The organism is Pseudomonas sp., assembly GCF_050739935.1.
Taxonomy (GTDB): Bacteria; Pseudomonadota; Gammaproteobacteria; order Pseudomonadales; family Pseudomonadaceae; genus Aquipseudomonas.
On record NZ_JBOICF010000098.1, the window covers coordinates 33,669 to 53,911 of the forward strand.

The window sequence follows — 20,243 nt, forward strand, 5'->3', positions numbered from 1 at the left end:
CCTGCGCCTTGCGCATGGATGGGGTGTGTCCGATGAATAACAACAAGACCGATTTTGCTTACCAGATGGTGTACCGCTATCTGTCGAGGCTGACCAATGAGCTGCCCGACGGTCCCGCCGTCAAGCTGCCGTCCCTGCGTCTGCTCGCCCGACGCCTGCGGGTGTCCATCTCGACGGTGCAGAACGCCTATTCATTGCTGGAAAAGGAAGGGCGTATCTGCTCGGTGCCCAAATCGGGCTATTACGCGTTGCCGCAGCCTTGCAACGACATTCGCTGTGAGGGTGAAGATCTGCTGGAGCGCTACCAGAGCAGCGCGCGACGTGCCGATATGTTCGTGTTTGGCGCCGATGAACCGACGCTCTTGCAGTCGCTGGACGCCACGCTGTTGAGTCTGGAACGCGACCTCATGCGGCATTATCCCTGTCAGTCGGATCCGCGCTTTCAACCCTTTGGCGACATCGAACTGCGCGCTGCATTGGCGGCGTATTACACCTCTTGCGCCCAACATTGCTGGCATCCGGATAACGTCTTCATCGGTCCGGACAAGACGGGCGTGTTGAAAACCGTGCTCAAGGCCCTGCAGCTGCGTGACTGTGCGGTGCTGGTCGAGTCGCCTTGCGGGTGGAATATTCTGCGCACCCTGCAATCTTTCGGCATTCGTGTGATCGAGCTGTGCACGGATGTCGAGGGGGCGATCGATGCTGATGATCTGGAGGGGCTGTTGCGCCACGGGGATGTGAAAATGGCAATTCTTTCCTCGCGGATGGATACCGTCCGTGGCCGGATCATGGCACCCGATCAGCGCCTGCGCCTGGCGGATGTGCTCAATCGCCATGGGCTGTGGGTGTTGGAAAACGACAGTCAGGGCGAGCTGTGTTTCGACGAGCAATTCACCCCATTGCGCGATCTGATCGACCCCCAACGACTGCTGATTGTCGGCGCATTCGACAAGACCATCGGCCTTGAAGCGCCTTTCGGTTATCTGCTGACGCGACACTCCCGAACCCTTTGGCACCGGCAGCTGCTGTTGCGATCGTTTCGTTTGCCGCCCATTCGGCAGAAAGCCATCGCGCGCCTGTACAGTTCCGGCCAACTGCAGCGGCACCTGCATGGACTGCGCCTCAACCTTCAGCAGCGGGTGGATAATCTGGCGCTGATGATCGATGACTTTCTCGGTGAGGACGTGGCCTTCGAGCGTCCTCAGGGTGGCGCGACAATCTGGCTGAACAGCCGACACCGGGTCGACATGGGGCGTGTGTTCGAGCGGCTGTTGGAGCAGCGCATCGTCATCGCGCCGGGGGAGCTGTTCAGCGTGCGCGGCCTGCATCAGCAAAGCCTGTGCCTCAGCGGCGCGGCCGACTGGAGTCAGAACATCGAGTCGATGCTGGTGATCATCAGGAATGCGTTGCTACAGGAGCGGTTGGTATAGCGTCGGAGCGCACTACGTCGCCACAGCAGCCCACAGGCGATGCAATCGGGCGTCTGTCCGGGGGACAGAAGCCGATTTCATCGCCGCAAAATTGTCATCGCTGGCTAATGGGACTGCTACTGGATATCCGCCGTCGATCCATTTCCGTTTGCCACACACGCTACGCAGCTGTTATCTGTATGCCTGTCCAGTACCCTGACTCAGCGCTTCTTGCCTCCAGTGACTTCACTTTCCTCGATAAAATGCCCCTCCGACACTGCCGAGTTGCCGTGCGCGCCAGCCGCTGCGGCGGTCGAGCCGCAGGTGGGGTATTCGGTCGCTGTGCGGGCGTTGTGCGAATTCACCGCCAAGGTCGGCGATCTCGATCTGCGATTCACGCCGTCTCCCACGGCGCAGGAAGGCATCGTCGGGCACCGCACAGTCGCGTCACGTCGGGGACCGCAGTATCAGTCGGAAGTCTCGCTTTCCGGCACTTACCACGAGTTGAACGTGCGGGGCAGGGCGGACGGTTACGACGTCACCCTCAATCAACTGGAAGAAGTGAAGACCTACCGTGGCGATCTGGACAAGATGCCCGCCAACCATCGGCAACTGCACTGGGCGCAGGCCAAGGTCTACGGCTGGCTGATCAGCCAGCAATTGCGGTTGCCGGAAGTGAACATCGCTCTGGTCTATTTCAACATCGTCAACGAGCAGGAAACCCTGATTCGCGAGCGCTTTTCGGCGTCGCAACTGCAAGCGTTCTTCGAAGCCCAATGCGGCATCTTTCTGCACTGGGCACGTCAGGAACTGGCCCATGTCCAGTCGCGCAATCTGGGACTGACCGATCTCAAGTTTCCCCATGCGCAATTTCGCAGTGGTCAGCGAGTATTGGCAGAATCCGTATACAAGGCCGTTAGCACCGGACGTTGCCTGATGGCCCAGGCGCCTACCGGTATCGGCAAGACCATCGGCACCGTGTTCCCGATGCTAAAAGCCACCCCGAGCCAGAAACTGGACAAGGTGTTCTTTCTGACCGCCAAGACCCCGGGCCGCAAATTGGCGTTGGATGCCTTGAGCGTGATCGGTCGCAGCGCGCCGCGACTAAAGCTGCGGGTGCTGGAAATGGTGGCCCGTGACAAAGCGTGCGAATACCCGACCAATGCCTGCAACGGCGATTCCTGCCCCTTGGCGAAAGGGTTTTACGACAGGCTGCCTGCGGCACGCAGCGAGGCGGTCGACAACCCCTGGCTGGATCAGGCGGGGCTGCGCGAAGTCGCGTTGCGTCATCAGGTATGCCCCTATTACCTGAGCCAGGAAATGGCGCGTTGGTCGGACGTGGTGATCGCGGACTACAACTATTACTTCGACCTCAGCGCGTTGCTGTTCGGGCTGTGTCAGTTCAACCAGTGGCGCGTCGCGGTGTTGGTGGACGAGGCGCACAACATGGTCGAGCGCGCGCGGCAGATGTACAGCGCAAGCCTCGATCAGTACACGCTGAATCAGGTCCGGCAGATCGCGCCGGAGCCGCTGAAGAAGTCACTGCAGCGGCTGAACCGCGAATGGAATGCGCTGCACAAAGAGCAAGTGGCCGCCTATCAGGCGTATGCCGGTACGCCGTCGAAGTTGCTCGCCAGCCTCAACCTGTGCATCGCGGCGTTCGGCGATTACTTCAATGATCATCCCCATGCCGCCAACGGTGAGTTGCAGAGCTTCTATTTCGAAGCGATTCAGTTCGGCCGCATCGCCGAACTGTTTGACGAGCATTACTTGTTCGACATCAGCAAGCGTGAACTGGGCAGCTCAAAAGCGCTGTCCAGGCTAACGCTGCGTAATGTGGTGCCAGCCGGTTTCATCCGCCCACGGTTGACGGCGGCGCGCAGTACCACGCTGTTTTCCGCGACGCTCAACCCTCGGCATTTTTACCGCGATCTGCTGGGTCTGCCCGACAACACGGCCTGGGTCGACGTCGAATCGCCTTTTCAGCGCGAGCAACTGCAGGTGCACATCGTCAGCCGCATCTCCACCCGCTATACCCACCGTCAGGCGTCACTTGCGCCGATCGTCGAACTGATGGCCGAGCAGTTTCGCGCGCGGCCGGGCAATTACCTGGCCTTCTTCAGCAGCTTCGATTACCTGCAACAGGTCGCCGAACTGATGAGCGCGACTCACCCGGATATCCCAATGTGGCGGCAGTCCCGGGGCATGGCCGAGATGGATCGCCAGGCATTCCTCGAGCGCTTTACGTTCCAGAGTCAGGGCATCGGTTTCGCGGTGTTGGGCGGTGCATTCGGCGAGGGCATCGATTTGCCAGGTGCGCGTTTGATCGGAGCCTTCATCGCGACCCTGGGCCTTGCGCAGATCAATCCGGTCAATGAGCAGCTTAAACAGCGCATGAGCCTGTTGTTCGGCGCAGGTTACGACTACACCTATCTGTACCCCGGCATGCAGAAAGTGGTGCAGGCGGCGGGCAGGGTAATCCGTGGCCAGGATGATCGCGGCGTGGTAATGCTGATCGACGATCGTTTTGCCGAACGCAAGATTCAGCAGCTGTTGCCGAGCTGGTGGCAGTTGTAGGATCCGTCCTGCAATTGTCTCAAGGGTTTACGGATCGATAGCCGAGCAAGGCTGTCCAACTGCCAGTAAACTGCCGCGCTACAGGCATTTTTTCTGTTTCGCCGAGCTCATTTTTTCTATTCCAGGTTTTCTATCCACGGAGGTTTCGCATGAGTATCAGTCCATTCGCAGGCAAACAGGCGCCTGCAGAATTGCTGGTCGATCTACCTCGTCTGGTGACGGCGTACTACACCGGTCAGCCGGACGCCTCGGTCGCCACGCAGCGGGTTTCCTTTGGTACTTCCGGCCACCGTGGCAGCTCGTTCGACCTGAGCTTCAACGAATGGCACGTGCTGGCAATCAGTCAGGCCATCTGCCTGTATCGTCAGGCCAACGGCATCGATGGTCCGCTGTTCCTCGGCGCCGACACTCACGCGCTGTCCACACCCGCTGCCGCCTCGGCGCTGGAAGTGCTGGCCGCCAATGGCGTCAACGTGATGATCTCCGAAGGCGACGAGTACACCCCGACACCGGCCGTTTCCCACGCCATCATTTGCTACAACCGGGGCCGCACATCGGGCCTGGCCGACGGTATCGTCATCACCCCGTCGCACAACCCGCCGGAAAGCGGGGGCTTCAAATACAACCCCACCAACGGCGGGCCAGCCGACTCGCACATCACCAAGTGGATCGAGACCAAGGCCAACGAACTGCTCGCCGAGAAAATCATCGGTGTGACCCGCATGAGCCACGAGAAGGCCCTGCGCGCTGACACGACTCATCGCCATGACTACCTCAACACCTACGTCGCCGACTTGAAAAACGTCATTGATATGGACGCGATCCGTGGCGCGAACCTGCGTCTGGGCGTCGATCCGCTGGGTGGTGCTGGCGTGCGTTACTGGTCGGCGATCGGTGAGCACTATGGCCTGAACCTTGAAGTGGTGAACAAATTCGTCGACCCGACCTTTCGCTTCATGAGCGTCGACTGGGACGGCAAGATTCGTATGGACCCGTCATCGAATTTCGCCATGCAGAGCCTGATCGGCCTAAAGGATCGCTTCCAGGTGGCGTTCGCCTGCGACCCGGACCACGACCGCCACGGCATCGTGACGCCAACCGGTGGTCTGCTGGCGCCGAACAACTACCTGGCGGTGTCCATCGATTACCTGTTCCAGAATCGCCCTGAGTGGCGCGCCGATGCGGCAGTGGGCAAGACCGTGGTCAGCAGCGGCATGATCGATCGCGTGGCTCAGCGTCTTGGCCGTCGTCTGTATGAAGTGCCGGTGGGCTTCAAGTTCTTCGCTGAAGGCTTGTATGAAGGCACGTTGGGCTTCGGTGGCGAGGAAAGCGCGGGTGCTTCGTTTTTGCGTCGTGATGGCACGGTATGGACCACCGATAAGGACGGTCTGATTCCAGCGCTGCTGGCTGCGGAAATTCGTGCTCGCAAGGGGCGTGATCCCAGCGAGATGTACAAGGCGCTGACTGATGAGCTGGGCGAGCCGGTATCCACCCGTGTCGAGGCCAAGGCCAATTTCGAGCAGAAGGCGCTGTTGAGCAAGCTGTCGCCGGATCAGGTGACGTCGACCGAGCTGGCCGGCGAGAAGATTGAAAGCATCCTGAGCAAGGCGCCGGGGAACGATCAGGCGATTGGCGGTTTGAAGGTCATTACTGAGAATGGCTGGTTCGCTGCGCGGCCGTCCGGGACTGAGGATATCTACAAGATCTACGCCGAGAGCTTCAAGGGCGAGGATCACCTCAAGCGTCTGGTGGCTGAGGCGCAGGTGTTGGTGGATGGGGCGATCGCGCCTGAGTAAGGCTGGCGGTGTCTGGACCGTCGGGAAAAAGCGTGTAGCAGACCGTTTGCTGGCGTTGACGTACTTCAGATCGCTGCCGCCAGCAAGCCGGACTGCTATAGAGGACGCGGGTGCACGCGCGAATCCCGCTACGCCGACGAACTGCAGGAGAGTCGGAGGTTACGTCGGTATGGCCGCAATCGGACGAACGCGGTGGGTCAGTCACAGATGCGCTGTCGGACATTCCGCGTTCGCCAGCAAGCCGGCTCCTACAATAGATCGAGTTGTAGCGAAGAATTGTCTCAGGCGTTAGAACGCGAAGAAGTTAGCTCCAGCCACTGAGCGTCGCCGGAGAGAGGGAACCCGACAAGTCGGGCCAAACCAGGAGCGAGCGATTATGGTTACTTTTGTCTGGGCCGGCATCCCGGCTTTGCAAAAGTAACTCCCCGAATGCGAAACGCTTCTGCCACCAGGCAGAACCAAGCAAGCGCCACCCAATAACGGGTCTGTACGCAATCGCAAACCAATAAAAAAACCCCGGCTTCTCACGAAACCGGGGGTTTTTAGCGCCTGTATCAAGGGGCAATCAAGCCACGTCCACCAACACGATTTCGCTGTCCTCGATGGCAGTCACGCGCAACACCCGCTCATCCTCCACAGCAACACCATCACGCGCCTCGGCACGCAGGCCGTTGACTTCGATGATCCCCGTCGCCGGCACCAGGTACGCCCGACGCCCTGGTTCCAACGTGTACTCGGCCGTTTCACCGGCCTTGATGTTGGCCGCCACCAGACGCGCGTTCGCCCGGATACGCAGCTCGATATCATCGTCCGCTTTACCGCTGGCCAGAGTTACGAAGCCTTCGCGGTTGCCTTTCGGGAAAGGCTTGGCGCCCCAGGAAGGGGGAGCCCCGACCTCATCCGGCATGATCCAGATCTGGAAAATGCGCGTCTCTTTCGACTCCAGGTTGTACTCGCTGTGGGCCACGCCAGTGCCCGCACTCATCACCTGCACATCACCGGCTTCGGTACGGCCACGATTACCCAGGCTGTCCTCGTGAGTGATCGCGCCCTCGCGAACATAAGTGATGATTTCCATGTCTCGGTGCGGATGACGGGGGAAGCCGGTGCCAGCCTCGATCACGTCATCGTTCCACACTCGCAACTGGCCCCAGCTCATCCGGCTCGGGTCGTAGTAGTCGGCGAACGAAAAATGATGATGGGCGTTCAGCCAACCGTGGTCTGCACCGCCAAGGGATTTGAAAGGACGAAGTTGCAGCATGATCTGTTCCTCCATTAGCGGGGCTGGCCTGAGCAATAGCGCCGCTGGTGATGACTCTTCAGTCGATGGAGCAATGATCTACCCATTTTATATCGATAAAAAGCGTAAGTTTTGCGTTATTTAAATCGAAATATCGAATCTATAGCGAGAAGCTTAGCTACGTATTTACCTGCACTTGATCGGCTAACCCCATGACCGCCAAGCATTTCGCTGGAGCTTGAGAGCGAATGGGGCGACCATAGGCTCTTCTCGTTCAACGCTGATAGACGGAGCCTGCGTGTCGCACGATTTTCCCGCCGAGTCACCTCACGATCCAGCCATTGATCTGCCTCCCGACCTGACTGCTCCCGAGCGTCTGCCATTGTTCAAACGCCTGCTGGCGCGGATCATCGGGCGTGGCCTGTCGCGCATGCAGGCCCAGCACGTGCCATCGTGGAGACAGGGACATGCCGACGGTTTCCTCAACGGTCACGCCGAAGGCATGAACGAGGGCTATGCCGAAGGGCATCTGGATGGCATCGAAGAAGGCCGTCGCGTGCTGGTGATTCGCGATACCCGCCCGCTGGAGCATCGCGGGCCGCGAGTTGACGATCACCTGTTCGATGACTGGCGACTGCCACTCACCAACGAGCTGAAGAAACGCATCAAGGCTGACGTTGCGGAAAAATTGCCCGCCCACGCGCAGCCGACCACCGCGCAATGGAAGATGATTTTCAGCGACACGCCATCGACCTACGTCATCGCCGGCGCCGGGGCAGGGAAGTCGACCTCACTGGTGCTGCGGGTGCTGCTGCTCAACCACTACCTGGGTTTCGAGCTGGATTCCATGACCGTGGTGACCTTCACCCGCGAGTCGCGCAAGGACTTCATCAGCAAGCTGATCGAGATCATGGCGCTGTGGGGGCGCAATTTGTCGCTGCGCGAGGCCCGTGACGTCGTGCGCACCTTCCACTCACGCATCCTGCCGCTGGTTCGCAGCCTGCCGGGTTTCGAGCAGTTGCAGGCGTTCGAGAACCTCAGCAGCCAACATGGCCATCCCAACGGCGGCAGCCTGCTCGATGATGACGCCGACAGCAACCCGTTCGATCTGCGCATCAACGACGCCCAGCGTCAGCAGATGAACCTGTGTTACCGCGATCTCTACGCTGCAAACCCGCGTTTTCGCGAGGTGATGGCGCCGCTGTATCGGCATTCGTTGCAGCTCAAGGAACTGGACCGCGATCATCCGGACGTGCAGAAGCGCATTACCGTGATGGGCCTGTCGTCCAGGCGCGACGAAGAACTGTGCGACGTCATCGAGGATTTGTGGATTCGTGCAGGCGCCTGGCCGATTCAGGGTGTCGAGCCGATGCGGCAGACTATGGAAGTCAGCGGTCTGGCTTTCCACGTGCACGGTTACGCCGCTGAGCTGGATGCGTGGATCATGCTGGGCTTCGACCCCGGTGAGGATCAGCACCTGCGACGTCCGGAGGCCAAGCTGCCGGTCTGGGCCGAATGGGTGATCAAGCGCACGTTGTTCCAGGCGTTCTGCCGCAAGCCGGTGATCTGGTTGGAGAACTACGAAGCGTCGCGGGGCATGATGCAATCGCTGTCCGGGGCCGCCGTGGCCGGGCCGGGTTTCGATTACAAGGTCAAGGGCGAACTGAGCGCGGCGCCGCTATTGGACTGCTTCGTCGCCGCGGCCGGGTTCATCGAAAACCTCGGGCTCGATGTGCCTGCGGCCGTGTCCCGGATGAGCTTCTCCGATCAGGATCCGGACCGGTTCTTCTTCGAAGCCCTGAGCCTGTTCTGGGAAGCTTTCGAGGATCACCTGTTGGAGCAGACGCCGCCGGTGATGACCTACAACCGCATGTTCTCGCTGTTCGGTGAGAAGTCGCCGGAGAACCTCAAGCTGGTCAGCGACGAGGGATTGCGCCCGCTGTCGCACCTGATGATCGATGAATTTCAGGACGTATCGCCGCAGATCGTTTCGTGGATTCGCGCCAGCCTGCGCGAGGTGCGCAGCCGTGGCTCGGCCTTGCATGTGGGACGTGGCGCGCAGCGTTCGTCGCTGCTGTGCGTAGGCGATGACTGGCAATCGATCTATGGCTGGCGTGGCAGCTCGCCGAAGTTCTTCATGGAATTCCCCAAGGAGTTCTCCTCGCCGTCGACCACCAAGGTGATGCTCAGCGAAAACTTCCGCAGCCATCAGCACATCATCGACGCCGCCGAGCACATCGTCCGTGCCGCGCCTGCGATCAGTGGCAAGAAGGCTCGTGCCAGTGGCGCCGAGCAGGAATTGCTGCCCGTCACGGTATTGGATCGTGATGATGATCGACTGGTAACGACGCTGATCGAGCACTACAACGCTGGTGATTCGGTGTTACTGCTCTACCGCAAGGGCAGCGAACGCAGCAAGCTGCCCGCAGCGCTGCAAACGGTGATGCACGCTGACTACGCCTTGCCACCCCAGGAGCGTCGGCTCAAGCAACTGACTTACCACAGCGCCAAGGGCCTGCAAGCCGATGCGGTGTTCTTGCTTGGGGATTGCCAGCATCTGACGCAATCGCCTTACAAAAATCAGGTTTATCAGCTGGCCGGGTTGGGCCGGGAGGGCGATCTGGAAGCGTTCGACACCGCACAGAAGGATGAGGTGCTGCGCCTGGCCTATGTGGCGATCACTCGGGCGGTGCGGCACTGTTACTGGTTCATCGATGCGGTGGGAAATGATGATGCGGCGGTGCCGAAAGCATCGGCGAGGATTGCCGGTGACAAGGCTTTTTTCGAGGATCGACGCGGCGCCGTACTGGAGCAGTGACGAAACCTGTAGCAGCACGGCTTGCCAGCAGCGATCCCGAGGGCATCACTGCCGGCAAGTCATGTTGCTACAGATAGGTGTTTGATTCAGCGCCTAGTATCAAGCCTGATTCAGATACAGCGTCTGCTGCGGAACGAAGGTCTCAAGCTCCAGCTCGATCGCTTCGATGATGCGCTCCACGTCCATGGCGTTCATCACGGTCGAACAGGGAATCCCGGCAATCGCGATCACCGTCTCGCCACTGGCACGGTCGAACAGACGCGCGACCATACTGCTGGGTGCATCCATGTTGGCTTCGAAGCCCACGGGATGGAAATGCCAGCGCATCAGCTGACAGGCGTTTGGGAACGTGACTTTATTCATGGGACCCACCTCGTTCAATCGAGCAATTCCAGAGCTCCGCAGGGCAGGGAAAACGGTGTCTGTCAACCAGCTTCGAGGAACGGCGCAACACGTGTGCCAGAGCACAGCGCAGCTTTGTTCTCGTCCGCGTTGGTCGAAGCATGGGTCCACAGATCACGAGTCAGATAAAGGTAGCACCGACTTCTTACAAAAAAGAGAAAAAAATCCGACGCCAAGAAAAATTTACGCTTTCATGATCCACGTCATATTTCGTTATAACTGAAAAACATCCTGAGCATTTGCTGAATCGATATTTGTTGCTAAGGCAAACAGCCAGCTTTCGGCAAGCTCCTTTGGGCGCTCAGGAAGTCACCAGGGCCTGAATAGCCGACGTCAATACGAACTGAGCAGATTTGGGCGTATCACCAAACTCACATGCAACCGTTTCACCGGTTTATTTAGCGGCCAGGAAAATTCGGAAAAAAATTTTTAAAGTTCATTGAATAAAAACTCCCGTGCTGCCGATAGCCAATCAAGTGCAAGTGAAATGCACTAAGTTGCCTGTCAGGTTGCGGTCGTCATTGTCCCGAGAGACGACGTGAAGTTCAGGCGTTTGATCTTCGCATGGATGCCTTCAGCCCGATCTATCAAGAGAAAAGTGCCATGTCGATAAGAAACATGAAGATCGCGCCCCGCGCGTTTTTGGGATTCGCCTTTATTGCCATTCTGGTGATCGGGCTGGGCTTTTTCTCTCTGAACCGCATGGCCGTCATTCGCCAGGCCACTACTGACATGGAGGCCAACCAACTGCCTAGCGTGGGTTACCTGGGCAACATGCTGGAAAATACCTTACGCCTGCGCATCACCTCTTTCCGCACGCTGGTCAACCGCGAGCCGGAGGCGTTGCGCGAAACCGACGGGCGTATCGCCGAGCTGATCGGCAAGCTGCAGGAGGCGAAGAAGAACTACGCAGCGCTGCCCTGCGAAGGTGAAGAGTTGGCGGTCTTCCAGCAGTTCGAAGCGACGCTGGCGACTTTCCTCGACGTCCAGGCGCAAGTTCTGGATCTGTCGCGTCAGGAAAAAACCGGGGAGATGCGCACCCTGATCAATACGCGCATGAAGAATGCTACCGACCTCATGGGCGTGCAGATCAATCAACTGATCACCATCAATAAAAACGCTGCCACAGCGGCGGCCGTCGTCTCCAAACAACAGTACGACGGTGCCAACATCGGCGTTATTGCCGTGTCGGTCGCCGCGGCGCTGCTGACTATCTTACTGGCCTGGTTACTGACCAAAAGTATCCTGAACCCTCTATCCAGAGCGGTGCGCGCAGCCGAAGAAATTGCCGCTGGCGATCTGACCCGTCCTATCGAAGTTGATGGTAATGACGAAGCGGCGCAGTTGTTGAAAGCCCTGCACACCATGCAACAGAACTTGCGTAAAACCATTGAGTTGATTTCCGGTTCCGCCACGCAGCTGGCGTCTGCTGCCGAAGAGCTGAGCGCGGTGACCGAAGAATCGTCCCGTGGCCTGCAACAGCAAAACAACGAAATCGAGCAGGCGGCGACCGCTGTCAACGAGATGACCGCTGCCGTGGAAGAAGTGGCGCGCAACGCGGTATCGACCTCCGAGGCCTCTCAGCAGTCCAATCAAACCGCTCGGCGGGGTCGTGATCGGGTGGTCGAGACGGTCAAGTCGATTCAGGACATGACCCAGCAGATCCAGGCCACCACCGGTTTGGTGGAGGGGCTGGCTGAGCAGGGCCGCGATATCGGCAAAGTGCTGGACGTGATCCGATCGATCGCTGAGCAGACCAACCTGTTGGCGCTCAACGCCGCGATTGAAGCGGCCCGTGCTGGTGAAGCGGGGCGTGGGTTTGCGGTGGTGGCGGACGAAGTGCGGGCATTGGCTCATCGCACTGCGCAATCGACCACGGAAATCGAGCAGATGGTGGCCGGGATTCAGACCCGTACCGGTGATGCCGTGCAGTCGATGTCGCGCAATACCGACAGCACGCGCAGCAGCTTGAGTCTGGCCAGTTCGGCGGGAGACGCGCTGGAACTCATTACAGAAGCCATCGCCCAGATCAACGAGCGCAACCTGGTGATCGCCAGCGCCTCGGAAGAACAGGCGCAGGTTTCCCGGGAGGTCGATCGTAATCTGGTGAATATCCGGGACCTGGCGGCTCAAACGGCAGCAGGGGCGAACCAGACCAGCGCGGCCAGTCATGAACTGTCACGCCTGGCGGTGGATTTGAAGGCAATGGTGACGCGGTTTGTGGTGTGATGCGGATTACGCGGGAACACCGATTGAAGCTGTAGGAGCCGGCCTGCTGGCGAACGCAGCGGGTCAGTCACATGAATATCGACTGACCCGCCACGTTCACCAGCAAGCCTGCGCCTACAGTAATACGCTGCGTAGTCGAATGTCGGCGTCGTCAGATTGTTGGGGCGCCAGAGCGACCGTTTGCTTTCCAGGCAGCTTTATTCACCAGATCCTTCGGCCGCTCGCCAGCCAGCGCACTGATCATATTCTCTACCGCACAGCGGGCCATGGCCTCGCGGGTTTCGAATGTGGCCGAACCCATATGCGGGGTCGCCACCACGTTATCCAATTGCAGCAGCGGTGAGTCGGTCGCCAACGGCTCGCGCTCGAACACATCCAGCCCGGCCGCGCGAATCTGCCCGTTGCGCAAGGCCGTGATCAGCGCTGGTTCGTCCACCACCTTGCCCCGCGCGATGTTGATGAAGATGGTCTCGGGACGCATCAGCGCGAACTGTTCGGCTCCGATCAGACCTTCTGTTTCAGCGGTTAGCGGTAACGTCAGGCAGACAAAGTCGGCTTCCTGCAACAGCGCGTCCAGGCTGCGATACTGCGCGTCGAAACGGGCTTCCACAGCTGGCTTGGGTGAATGGCTGTGATAGATCACCGGCATGCCAAAACCGAAATGTCCACGTTGCGCCAGCGCCTCGCCAATCCGTCCCATACCGATGATGCCCAGGGTTTTGCCATGGACATCGGTACCGAAGTGCCTGGGTCCGATATTTTCTTTCCATTGCCCGTCGCGAACCATGCGGGCCAGCTCCACCACTCGCCGCGCCGTGGCCATGATCAGCGCAAAGCCGGTATCGGCGGTGGTTTCAGTCAGCACGTCCGGGGTGTTGGTCAGCAGAATGCCGCGTTGGGTCAGGTAGTCGATGTCGTAGTTATCGACCCCCACCGAGACGCTGGATACAGCCTTGAGCTTCGGTGCGAGATCCAGCAACTTCGCGTCCAGTTTGATGCTCGCTCCGAGCAGGCCGTCAGCCTCGGGCAGGGCGTCGCGCAGACGGGCCAGGCCGTCCGCGCTTTTCGGGTCGTCGATCAGCGTCACCTGAGCGGCGCCTTCGAGGCGCTCCATCAGCGGCGCCGAGAGTTTCTTGTATAGAACGACATGCTTTGTCATCAGACGTTTTCCAGATCAGGGGTGCGCGGGAGTGCGACGAACGTTCGGTTCATCGCGCACGGGCTTTACTGTGTTGTCAGGCTTGAGCAGCAGCGTGAGCACCACCGACACCAGCAACGCGCCGCTCATGAACAGGTACGAAGCGCTCAGTGTCCCGGTGATACCGTTCAGGTAACCGACCAGATACGATCCGGCGAACGAACCCAGCGCGCCGAGGCTGTTGATCAGGGCCATGGCACCGCCCGCGACGTTGGACGGGAGGATTTCCGGAACGATGGCGAAGAACGGCCCGTAAGGCGCGTACATGCAGGCCCCGGCGATCACCAGCAGCGAGTAGGACCACCAGAAATGCTCGGTGCCCAGCGCGTAGGAGCCGTAAAACGCGACGGCGGCCAGCAACAGTGGCGGCCAGACGAACAGTTTGCGCTTTTGAGTCTTGTCCGACGCCCAGGACACCACGACCATGGCGATCACCGCGGCCAGATAAGGCAACGCGGACAGCCAGCCGGCTTCGACCATGTCCATCTGCATGCCTTTCTTGATGATGGTTGGCAGCCACAGCACAAAGCCGTAGACGCCAATGCTCCAGCAGAAATATTGAGCGGACAGCAGCAGGACTTTGGGCGAGCGGAAGGCCTCGGCGTAGTTTTTCACCGGCTTGATGCCGACCTGCTCCGCGTCCAGGCGGGTTTGCAGTTCGGTCTTCTCTTCGGTGGTCAGCCACTTGGCCTGAGCGGGGCGCTCGTCTACCAGGCGCCACCAGATAAAGGCCCAGATGATGGCCGGCGCGCCTTCGACGATGAACATCCAGCGCCAGCTGAAATGCGCCACCAGGTAACCGGACACCACCGACATCCAGAGCATGGTCACCGGGTTACCCAGGATCAGCACGGTATTGGCCCGCGAGCGCTCGGCCTTGGTAAACCAGTAGCAGAGGTATACCAGCATGGCCGGCATCACCGCCGCTTCGACCACACCGAGCATGAAGCGAATGCCGATCAGCATGTAGGCGTTGGACACAATCCCGGTCAGGGTCGCCAAAGCGCCCCAGAGAATCAGGCTGACGAAGATCAGCTTCTTCACGCTTTTCTTCTGCGCGTAAATCGCACCCGGCACCTGAAAGAAGAAGTAGCCGAGGAAGAATAGCGCCCCCAGCAATGACGACATGCCGGGGGTGATGTGCAGGTCTTCGGCCATGCCCGATGCAGCGGCGAAGCCATAGTTGGCGCGGTCCAGATAGGCCAGGCTGTAAGTGATGAACACGATCGGCATGATCAGCAGCCAGCGGCGCTTGAGGCCTGCGTGTTTCACGGTTGCGAGTAGCTTTTCCATGTCGGGCTCCCTGAGGATGTTGTTTTTGTCGCAGCAGGTGATGGGAACGGTGTGTGCAGGTTGATAACGGGTCTTGGTTAAAAAGCTCAGGCGGTCTGTCGTTCTGCGCTGGGTTCGGATTCGGCGGCACGCAGGGCGGCGAGAGTCGGCAAGCCCTCCATGTCGCCCCGGCTCTGCACCGCCTGACTGCCGATCCAGTTGCCGCGAGCGGTAGCCTGGGCAAAGCCGAGGTTTTCCAACAGCGCACTGATCACGCCGACCGCGAAGCCATCGCCCGCGCCGACCGTATCGACGACCTTGGCCACCGGCACGCCGGGCACGAAGGCTTCATTCATTTGGGTGCGGTAATACGCGCCTTTCGCGCCGAGCTTGATCACCACGGCTTCAACCCCCAGGTCCAGATAGAACTTTGCGATGTCGGCCGGGGTGTCAAAACCGGTCAGTAATTCGCCTTCGGCCATGCCCGGCATTACCCAGTGGGCGAGGCTGGCGAGGTGGTTGATCTCACGAATCATCGTCGCCTGGCTCGACCACAGCGAAGGCCGCAGGTTGGGGTCGAACGACACGCTGCGACCGGCGTCGCGCATCTGCGTCATCAGCACGTGGGACAACTCGCGACAGGTTTCGGACAGCGCCGCCGGAATGCCCGTGGCGTGCAAGTGTCGTGCTTTCAGCAAATCGGGAACGAGGTCGTTGACCGACAGATGACTGGCCGCCGAACCCCGGCGGAAATACTCGACCACCGGGTCCGCGCCTTCGAGTTCCAGCGATTTGAACTGAAAGCCCGTGGGATGCGCAGGATCGACGGTTACATGGCTGCAATCGACGCCTTCACGTTGCAGACTGTCGGCGACGAAACGGCCCATGGAGTCGTTGCCGACGCGGCTCAGCCAGGCGACCTTGAAGCCCAGGCGCGACAGGCCGATGGCGACGTTGCTGTCGGCCCCCGCAATGCGTTTTTCAAAGTGCCGGACTGCGGCCAGATCGCCGGTCTGTTCGGCGACCAGCATGGTCATGGTCTCGCCGAAGGAGAGGATATCGATCTTAGACATGGCTCAGGGCCTCCGGCGATGTTGCGCTGTGTTCGGGTTGGTCAATGCGCTGTCCGAGACGGGCGAGGGTGTCGACGTGAAACCGGGTTACCTCCAGCAGATCGTCACCTTGCAAGGGGTATTCGACGGCGCGCGGCAGGCCGATCGGCATGTGCTTGAGCAGTTGCTCCCACAGGTGCAGGTCGGTCTGGCGCGGTGGCATGGCAACCAGTTTGCCAGCGGCGTTGCGCGAGACCGCCTTGCAATGCAGGTACTCGACGTAGCGGCCCAGTTGTTGCGCGGCGGCGCTGGCCGACTGTTCCTGCCACATCCAGTTGCCGATATCGAAGGTCATGCCGATAGGCATCTGCAGCGCGTCGATCTGAGCGAAGAAGCGGGTGAAGGGTTCGATGCGTCCGCCCTGTGGCGTCTGGTCGTTTTCCACCAACAGATGCACGTCGTAGCGGGCCAGGCGGTCGGCCAGCGCGGCCACATCGCTGTCTTCGGTCAGATGCCCCAGCGAGACCTTCAACCATGCGGCGCCGCAGGCGCTGGCCCGTTGCAGGGTCGGTTCAAGTTCCGGGTTGGGCAGCTTCTGGTCTTCTAGCCAGAGTTCCAGAGGCGCCGAGTACAGGCATTCCAGGCCTTTAGCGCGGATAGCTTCGGCCAGGGCCGGAAAATCCTGGCGCGCGAGGTCGCCAGTGAACAGTTCTTCACGCAGTTCGATGCGCGTCACGCCAGCGTCAGCCAGCAGCGGAATGAAGCTGGCCTGGCCGCGCTCACGCACGAGGTCGGCACCGAAGGCGCCCAGGCTGATGGCAACGGGGAATCGGTTCATTGTTCTTGTCCTCTGAAACCGGTTTCATTTTTGTTCGAACTGACGAACTCGGGAAAAGTTCGCCGGAAAAATAGAGCTATGGACCAGCGCTGCCGGTCACTGAGTACAGCGGAGCTATCAAGGAATCTTCAGGACCTGTCTCGCGTAGAGCCGCGCACGATCAACCGAGCAGGGAAGTCATACAGCCGCACCGGCTCCTGATCGCCACGCAGGCGGTTGAGCAGGCACTCAAAGGCCGTGACGCCGATGTCGTGGGTAGGTTGGGCGAGGGAGGTGATGCCGCTGCCGACCAGCGGGTACCAGTCCAGTTCGTCGAGAGCGATCAGGCCGATGTCGTCGAACAGCTGACAGCCCAGGTCGTGCAAAAGACGCGTGGTGCTCAAGGTCGCGACACCATTGCCGGTGAACAGGGCTTTGGGGCCATGCCCGCGCTGGTCGAGAAAGGTACGCAACTCATCGCGCAGCGTGGCGCCGGTTTCACACACCTGACCGCGCATGCCGGAGCGTTGGGCGATACCTTTGGCGAACGCTTCGACACGCTCGATCCGCGAACTGGTGCCGTCTTGAGGTTCGGTAACCATGAGGATGTCGCGATAGCCGGCGTCTTGCAGATGGTCCAGCGCCTGCCTGACGGTGGCGACGTTATCCAGTCCGACCAGATCGCTTTCCAGTTGATCGACCTTGCGGTCCACCAGCACCATCGGCAATTCGCTGTGCAACTGGCGCAGCTCGTCAAGGTGACGGTCGAGAGTGTTCACGATCAGGCCTTCGATGTTGTACGAACGCAGCGCCGCCAGATGCAGGCGTTCCTGCTCGTCATCGCAATCGGTGTTGCACACCACCAGGCTGTAACCGTGCTTGCGGCAAGCGGTTTCGACGCCGTGCATGACGGCAATGGAGTAGGGGTTGCGGATGTCGGCCACCAGCATGCCGATCAGGCGGGTACGGCCGCGTTTCAGGCCGCGGGCCATCTGGTTGGGGCGATAATCGAGGGTTTCGATGGCGTGTTCGATGCGTCGGGCTATGGCCTCGGACAGCAATTGACGGTCTTCGCCAATAAAGCGCGAGACGCTGGCTTTCGATACGCCGGCCATATCGGCGACGTCATTCATGGTGACGCGGGCACGCGTCGATGTCGGAATACTGTTCACGGCCTGACCCTTATTGGACTTATCAGCAGGCTTTTTTCGCAGAGCGTGTGTTGCTCTGAAACCGGTTTCAGGAAACACCAAAGCGCGAGCGACGTCAACTCGGGATCGGATAAAAGGCGAGGAGGGGGGAGAGGTTGAGCCTGCGTCGGACACAATCGCTGTGTGAATGAGCTTGCTCACGAAGGGGGTCAGGACAGCCACAGCGAATGCAGGGTCTTAACGGCAGCATTTCGTGAGCAAAGTCACTCCCACAGGTCTTGGGTCGCTCTTGGGGTCACTGATTACCCTTGAACGTATCCCGCCATGCCAGAAACCGTTTCTCCAGCATCGCCAGCACGCCGTCGCTGAGTTTGCCCAGCAGTGCGAGAACGATAATGGCGGCGAGGACGATATCCGGGCGTGACGTCTCGCGGCCATCGCTGAGCAGGTAGCCCAGGCCCTTGGTAGCGGCGATCAGCTCGGCTGCCACCAGAAACATCCACGCCAGGCTCAACCCCGACCGCAGCCCGGTGAACAGGCCGGGCAGGGCCGCCGGCAGGAACAGATGCACAATCATCTGCCGCTGGCTGAAGCGATACATCTTGCCGACTTCCACCAGCTTGCGGTCGATGCCGCGAATGGCCGCGACGCCATTGAGGTAAACCGGGAAGAACGCACCGATGGCGATCAACACGATTTTCGATGTCTCGCCTATGCCCAGCCACAGCAGCAACAACGGCACCCAGGCCAGGCTCGGAATCGAACGCAGGCCCGCGAAGGTCGGTTCCAGATAGGCTTCGGCCTCGCGACTCAGGCCCACCCAGGCGGCGAACAGCAGCGCCAGGCTCGCCCCAATGGCAAAGCCGCTCAGCACCCGTAACAGACTGGCGCTGATGTGTTTCCACAACGCGCCATTGGCAAGGTCTGTCAGCGTTGAAAAAATCTCGCTGGGAGCGGGCATCTGGTAGGACTGCACCCAGCCGATGCGTACGACGACTTCCAGCAACAGCAGCACCGCCACCGGCACCGCCAGACCCTTGAGCCGTACCCGCCAGCGCGCAGGCGACGCAGGCGGAGCGGGCGTTGCGGCCTCTTCGGACTTCAGCGTCTGGGCTCTGGAAATGCTCATGGTTTGCCGATGACGGCTTTGCCGAAGGCCGGATCGATCAACTGGTCGATGACCTGATCGACATTCGTGCCCTTACGCACCAGTTCTTCGGACACCAGAATCGGCGCCGCCGCCTTGGACGCGGTCACATCCTTGTCGGTCAGCTGTGGGTTGCTCAGGTCGGTACGGGTCAGCTGCAATTTGGCGACATCCAGCGGCAGGCCGGATTCAGTGGCCAGCAGTTGGGCGAACTCTTCGGGGTTTTTCAGTGCCCAGTCGCGGGCTTTTTCATAGGCGCCGATCACGGTCTTGATCGCTTCCGGATGCTCCTTGGCATAACGCTCGGTCACGCTGACCACGCCATAGCTGTTGAAGTCCTTGTTGCGATACAGCAGGCGCGAACCGGCCTGGATTTCGCTGGCAGCCATGTGAGGATCGAGTCCCGCCCAGGCGTCGACATCGCCTTTCTCCAGGGCGATGCGGCCGTCCGGGTGCTGCAGATGCAACAGCTCGACATCGTCCTTGGTCAGCTTGGCCTCTTGCAGCGCGCGCAGGGTGAACAGGTAGGGATCGGTGCCTTTGGTGGCGGCGATCTTCTTGCCTTTCAGATCGGCAACGGTTTTCAGTGTCGAATCCTTGCGCACCACCAGAGCGGTCCATTCGGCGCGGCTGTAGACATAGACCGACTTGATCGGACTGCCGTTGGCGCGGGCCAATACCGCAGACAGGCTGGCAGAGGAGGCGAAATCAACGCCGCCGCTGTTGAGGTATTCCAGCGAACGGTTGCTGCCCTGACTGAAGACCCAACTGACTTTCGTGTCGGGCAGGGCTTTTTCCAGCCAGCCGAAATGCTTGAGCACCAGGCTGACCGGCGAGTAATAGGCGTAATCGAGATGGACTTCGGCAGGCGGTGCTTCAGCAGCCTGAGCGAAAGGTTGCAGTGTCAGGGCCAGTGCTCCGGCCAGGAGCTTCAGAACGGTGGGTAGGCGAGGGAACGCGGTCATGATCAATTCCAGTCTAGGGGCGGAAGCTGCGCAAGGCTGCTTATGTCGAAATCAGCAGTCAGCGCGAGTCAGCCTGCGTAAATGGAATAATGCAGGCTCTGTGCCATGCACGGTTTCAAGGGACTGGACGGCAAGTTCCATAGGTAGGGGCAGCATTTCAACAGTTGCCT

The 20,243-nt window shown here is 60.1% G+C and carries 14 protein-coding genes and 1 pseudogene; 6 read left to right on the top strand and 9 right to left on the bottom strand.

Annotation, left to right across the window (positions count from 1 at the left end):
- Positions 1 to 32: 32 nt before the first annotated feature.
- From ACRER8_RS19455 to pgm, 3 genes are all read left to right on the top strand, one after another.
- Positions 33 to 1,430: a PLP-dependent aminotransferase family protein gene (locus ACRER8_RS19455; protein WP_431747835.1), complete on the top strand. Its 1,398-nt coding sequence runs from the start codon at positions 33 to 35 to the stop codon at positions 1,428 to 1,430.
- A gap of 303 nt (positions 1,431 to 1,733) precedes the next feature.
- Positions 1,734 to 3,986: an ATP-dependent DNA helicase gene (locus ACRER8_RS19460; RefSeq protein ID WP_431747836.1), complete on the top strand. Its 2,253-nt coding sequence runs from the start codon at positions 1,734 to 1,736 to the stop codon at positions 3,984 to 3,986.
- A 149-nt stretch (positions 3,987 to 4,135) separates the two neighbouring features.
- Positions 4,136 to 5,782: a phosphoglucomutase (alpha-D-glucose-1,6-bisphosphate-dependent) gene (gene pgm / locus ACRER8_RS19465; protein ID WP_431747837.1), complete on the top strand. Its 1,647-nt coding sequence runs from the start codon at positions 4,136 to 4,138 to the stop codon at positions 5,780 to 5,782.
- Between the two features lie 565 nt (positions 5,783 to 6,347).
- Here the strand turns inward: pgm and ACRER8_RS19470 are convergent.
- Positions 6,348 to 7,043, bottom strand: coding sequence for a pirin family protein (locus tag ACRER8_RS19470; RefSeq protein ID WP_431747838.1), 696 nt, complete (start codon positions 7,041 to 7,043; stop codon positions 6,348 to 6,350).
- Positions 7,044 to 7,452: 409 nt separating this feature from the next.
- On the opposite strand from ACRER8_RS19470, the gene ACRER8_RS19475 reads away from it, so the two are divergent.
- Positions 7,453 to 9,840 (top strand): UvrD-helicase domain-containing protein, encoded by a 2,388-nt coding sequence (locus ACRER8_RS19475; protein ID WP_431747856.1) that lies wholly within the window; start codon positions 7,453 to 7,455, stop codon positions 9,838 to 9,840.
- Between the two features lie 99 nt (positions 9,841 to 9,939).
- On the opposite strand, the gene ACRER8_RS19480 is transcribed toward ACRER8_RS19475, so the two are convergent.
- Positions 9,940 to 10,221, bottom strand: a complete 282-nt coding sequence (locus ACRER8_RS19480; RefSeq protein ID WP_431747839.1) for a DUF1652 domain-containing protein — start codon at positions 10,219 to 10,221, stop codon at positions 9,940 to 9,942.
- Between the two features lie 639 nt (positions 10,222 to 10,860).
- On the opposite strand from ACRER8_RS19480, the pseudogene ACRER8_RS19485 reads away from it, so the two are divergent.
- Positions 10,861 to 11,613: pseudogene (locus ACRER8_RS19485) on the top strand (MCP four helix bundle domain-containing protein); the annotation flags it as partial.
- Positions 11,608 to 12,471: a methyl-accepting chemotaxis protein gene (locus ACRER8_RS19490; RefSeq protein WP_431747857.1), complete on the top strand. Its 864-nt coding sequence runs from the start codon at positions 11,608 to 11,610 to the stop codon at positions 12,469 to 12,471. The pseudogene ACRER8_RS19485 and the gene ACRER8_RS19490, both read left to right, overlap by 6 nt.
- A 151-nt stretch (positions 12,472 to 12,622) precedes the next feature.
- Here the strand turns inward: ACRER8_RS19490 and ACRER8_RS19495 are convergent, their stop codons facing one another.
- The 7 genes from ACRER8_RS19495 to ACRER8_RS19525 all read right to left on the bottom strand — a co-directional run bounded on the left by ACRER8_RS19495 (position 12,623) and on the right by ACRER8_RS19525 (position 20,073).
- A complete protein-coding gene (locus ACRER8_RS19495; RefSeq protein ID WP_431747840.1) occupies positions 12,623 to 13,630 on the bottom strand; it encodes a 2-hydroxyacid dehydrogenase in 1,008 nt (335 codons plus the stop codon).
- 15 nt (positions 13,631 to 13,645) lie between these two features.
- The gene (locus ACRER8_RS19500) at positions 13,646 to 14,962 is read right to left on the bottom strand and encodes an MFS transporter (RefSeq protein ID WP_431747841.1); all 1,317 of its coding nucleotides are present in this window, start codon (positions 14,960 to 14,962) and stop codon (positions 13,646 to 13,648) included.
- Between the two features lie 86 nt (positions 14,963 to 15,048).
- Positions 15,049 to 16,014 (bottom strand): sugar kinase, encoded by a 966-nt coding sequence (locus ACRER8_RS19505; RefSeq protein WP_431747842.1) that lies wholly within the window; start codon positions 16,012 to 16,014, stop codon positions 15,049 to 15,051.
- The gene (locus ACRER8_RS19510; protein ID WP_431747843.1) at positions 16,007 to 16,831 is read right to left on the bottom strand and encodes a sugar phosphate isomerase/epimerase family protein; all 825 of its coding nucleotides are present in this window, start codon (positions 16,829 to 16,831) and stop codon (positions 16,007 to 16,009) included. Before ACRER8_RS19510 ends, ACRER8_RS19505 begins: the two co-directional genes overlap by 8 nt.
- 128 nt (positions 16,832 to 16,959) lie before the next feature.
- Positions 16,960 to 17,982 carry a LacI family DNA-binding transcriptional regulator gene (locus tag ACRER8_RS19515; protein WP_431747844.1) on the bottom strand — a complete coding sequence of 341 codons (1,023 nt, stop codon included), beginning with the start codon at positions 17,980 to 17,982 and terminating at the stop codon, positions 16,960 to 16,962.
- A gap of 274 nt (positions 17,983 to 18,256) precedes the next feature.
- A complete protein-coding gene (locus ACRER8_RS19520) occupies positions 18,257 to 19,090 on the bottom strand; it encodes an ABC transporter permease (protein WP_431747845.1) in 834 nt (277 codons plus the stop codon).
- Complete coding sequence (locus ACRER8_RS19525) at positions 19,087 to 20,073, bottom strand: aliphatic sulfonate ABC transporter substrate-binding protein (protein WP_431747846.1); 987 nt, start codon at positions 20,071 to 20,073, stop codon at positions 19,087 to 19,089. The genes ACRER8_RS19520 and ACRER8_RS19525 overlap by 4 nt, the downstream gene beginning before the upstream one ends.
- Between the last annotated feature and the right edge of the window lie 170 nt (positions 20,074 to 20,243).

Coding starts and splice junctions, on each gene's coding strand:
- ACRER8_RS19455 (WP_431747835.1), top strand. CDS start 33: ATGAATAACAACAAGACCGATTTTGCTTACCAGATGGTGTACCGCTAT.
- pgm (WP_431747837.1), top strand. CDS start 4,136: ATGAGTATCAGTCCATTCGCAGGCAAACAGGCGCCTGCAGAATTGCTG.
- ACRER8_RS19470 (WP_431747838.1), bottom strand. CDS start 7,043: ATGCTGCAACTTCGTCCTTTCAAATCCCTTGGCGGTGCAGACCACGGT.
- ACRER8_RS19475 (WP_431747856.1), top strand. CDS start 7,453: ATGCAGGCCCAGCACGTGCCATCGTGGAGACAGGGACATGCCGACGGT.
- ACRER8_RS19490 (WP_431747857.1), top strand. CDS start 11,608: ATGCAACAGAACTTGCGTAAAACCATTGAGTTGATTTCCGGTTCCGCC.
- ACRER8_RS19495 (WP_431747840.1), bottom strand. CDS start 13,630: ATGACAAAGCATGTCGTTCTATACAAGAAACTCTCGGCGCCGCTGATG.
- ACRER8_RS19500 (WP_431747841.1), bottom strand. CDS start 14,962: ATGGAAAAGCTACTCGCAACCGTGAAACACGCAGGCCTCAAGCGCCGC.
- ACRER8_RS19505 (WP_431747842.1), bottom strand. CDS start 16,014: ATGTCTAAGATCGATATCCTCTCCTTCGGCGAGACCATGACCATGCTG.
- ACRER8_RS19510 (WP_431747843.1), bottom strand. CDS start 16,831: ATGAACCGATTCCCCGTTGCCATCAGCCTGGGCGCCTTCGGTGCCGAC.
- ACRER8_RS19520 (WP_431747845.1), bottom strand. CDS start 19,090: ATGAGCATTTCCAGAGCCCAGACGCTGAAGTCCGAAGAGGCCGCAACG.
- ACRER8_RS19525 (WP_431747846.1), bottom strand. CDS start 20,073: ATGACCGCGTTCCCTCGCCTACCCACCGTTCTGAAGCTCCTGGCCGGA.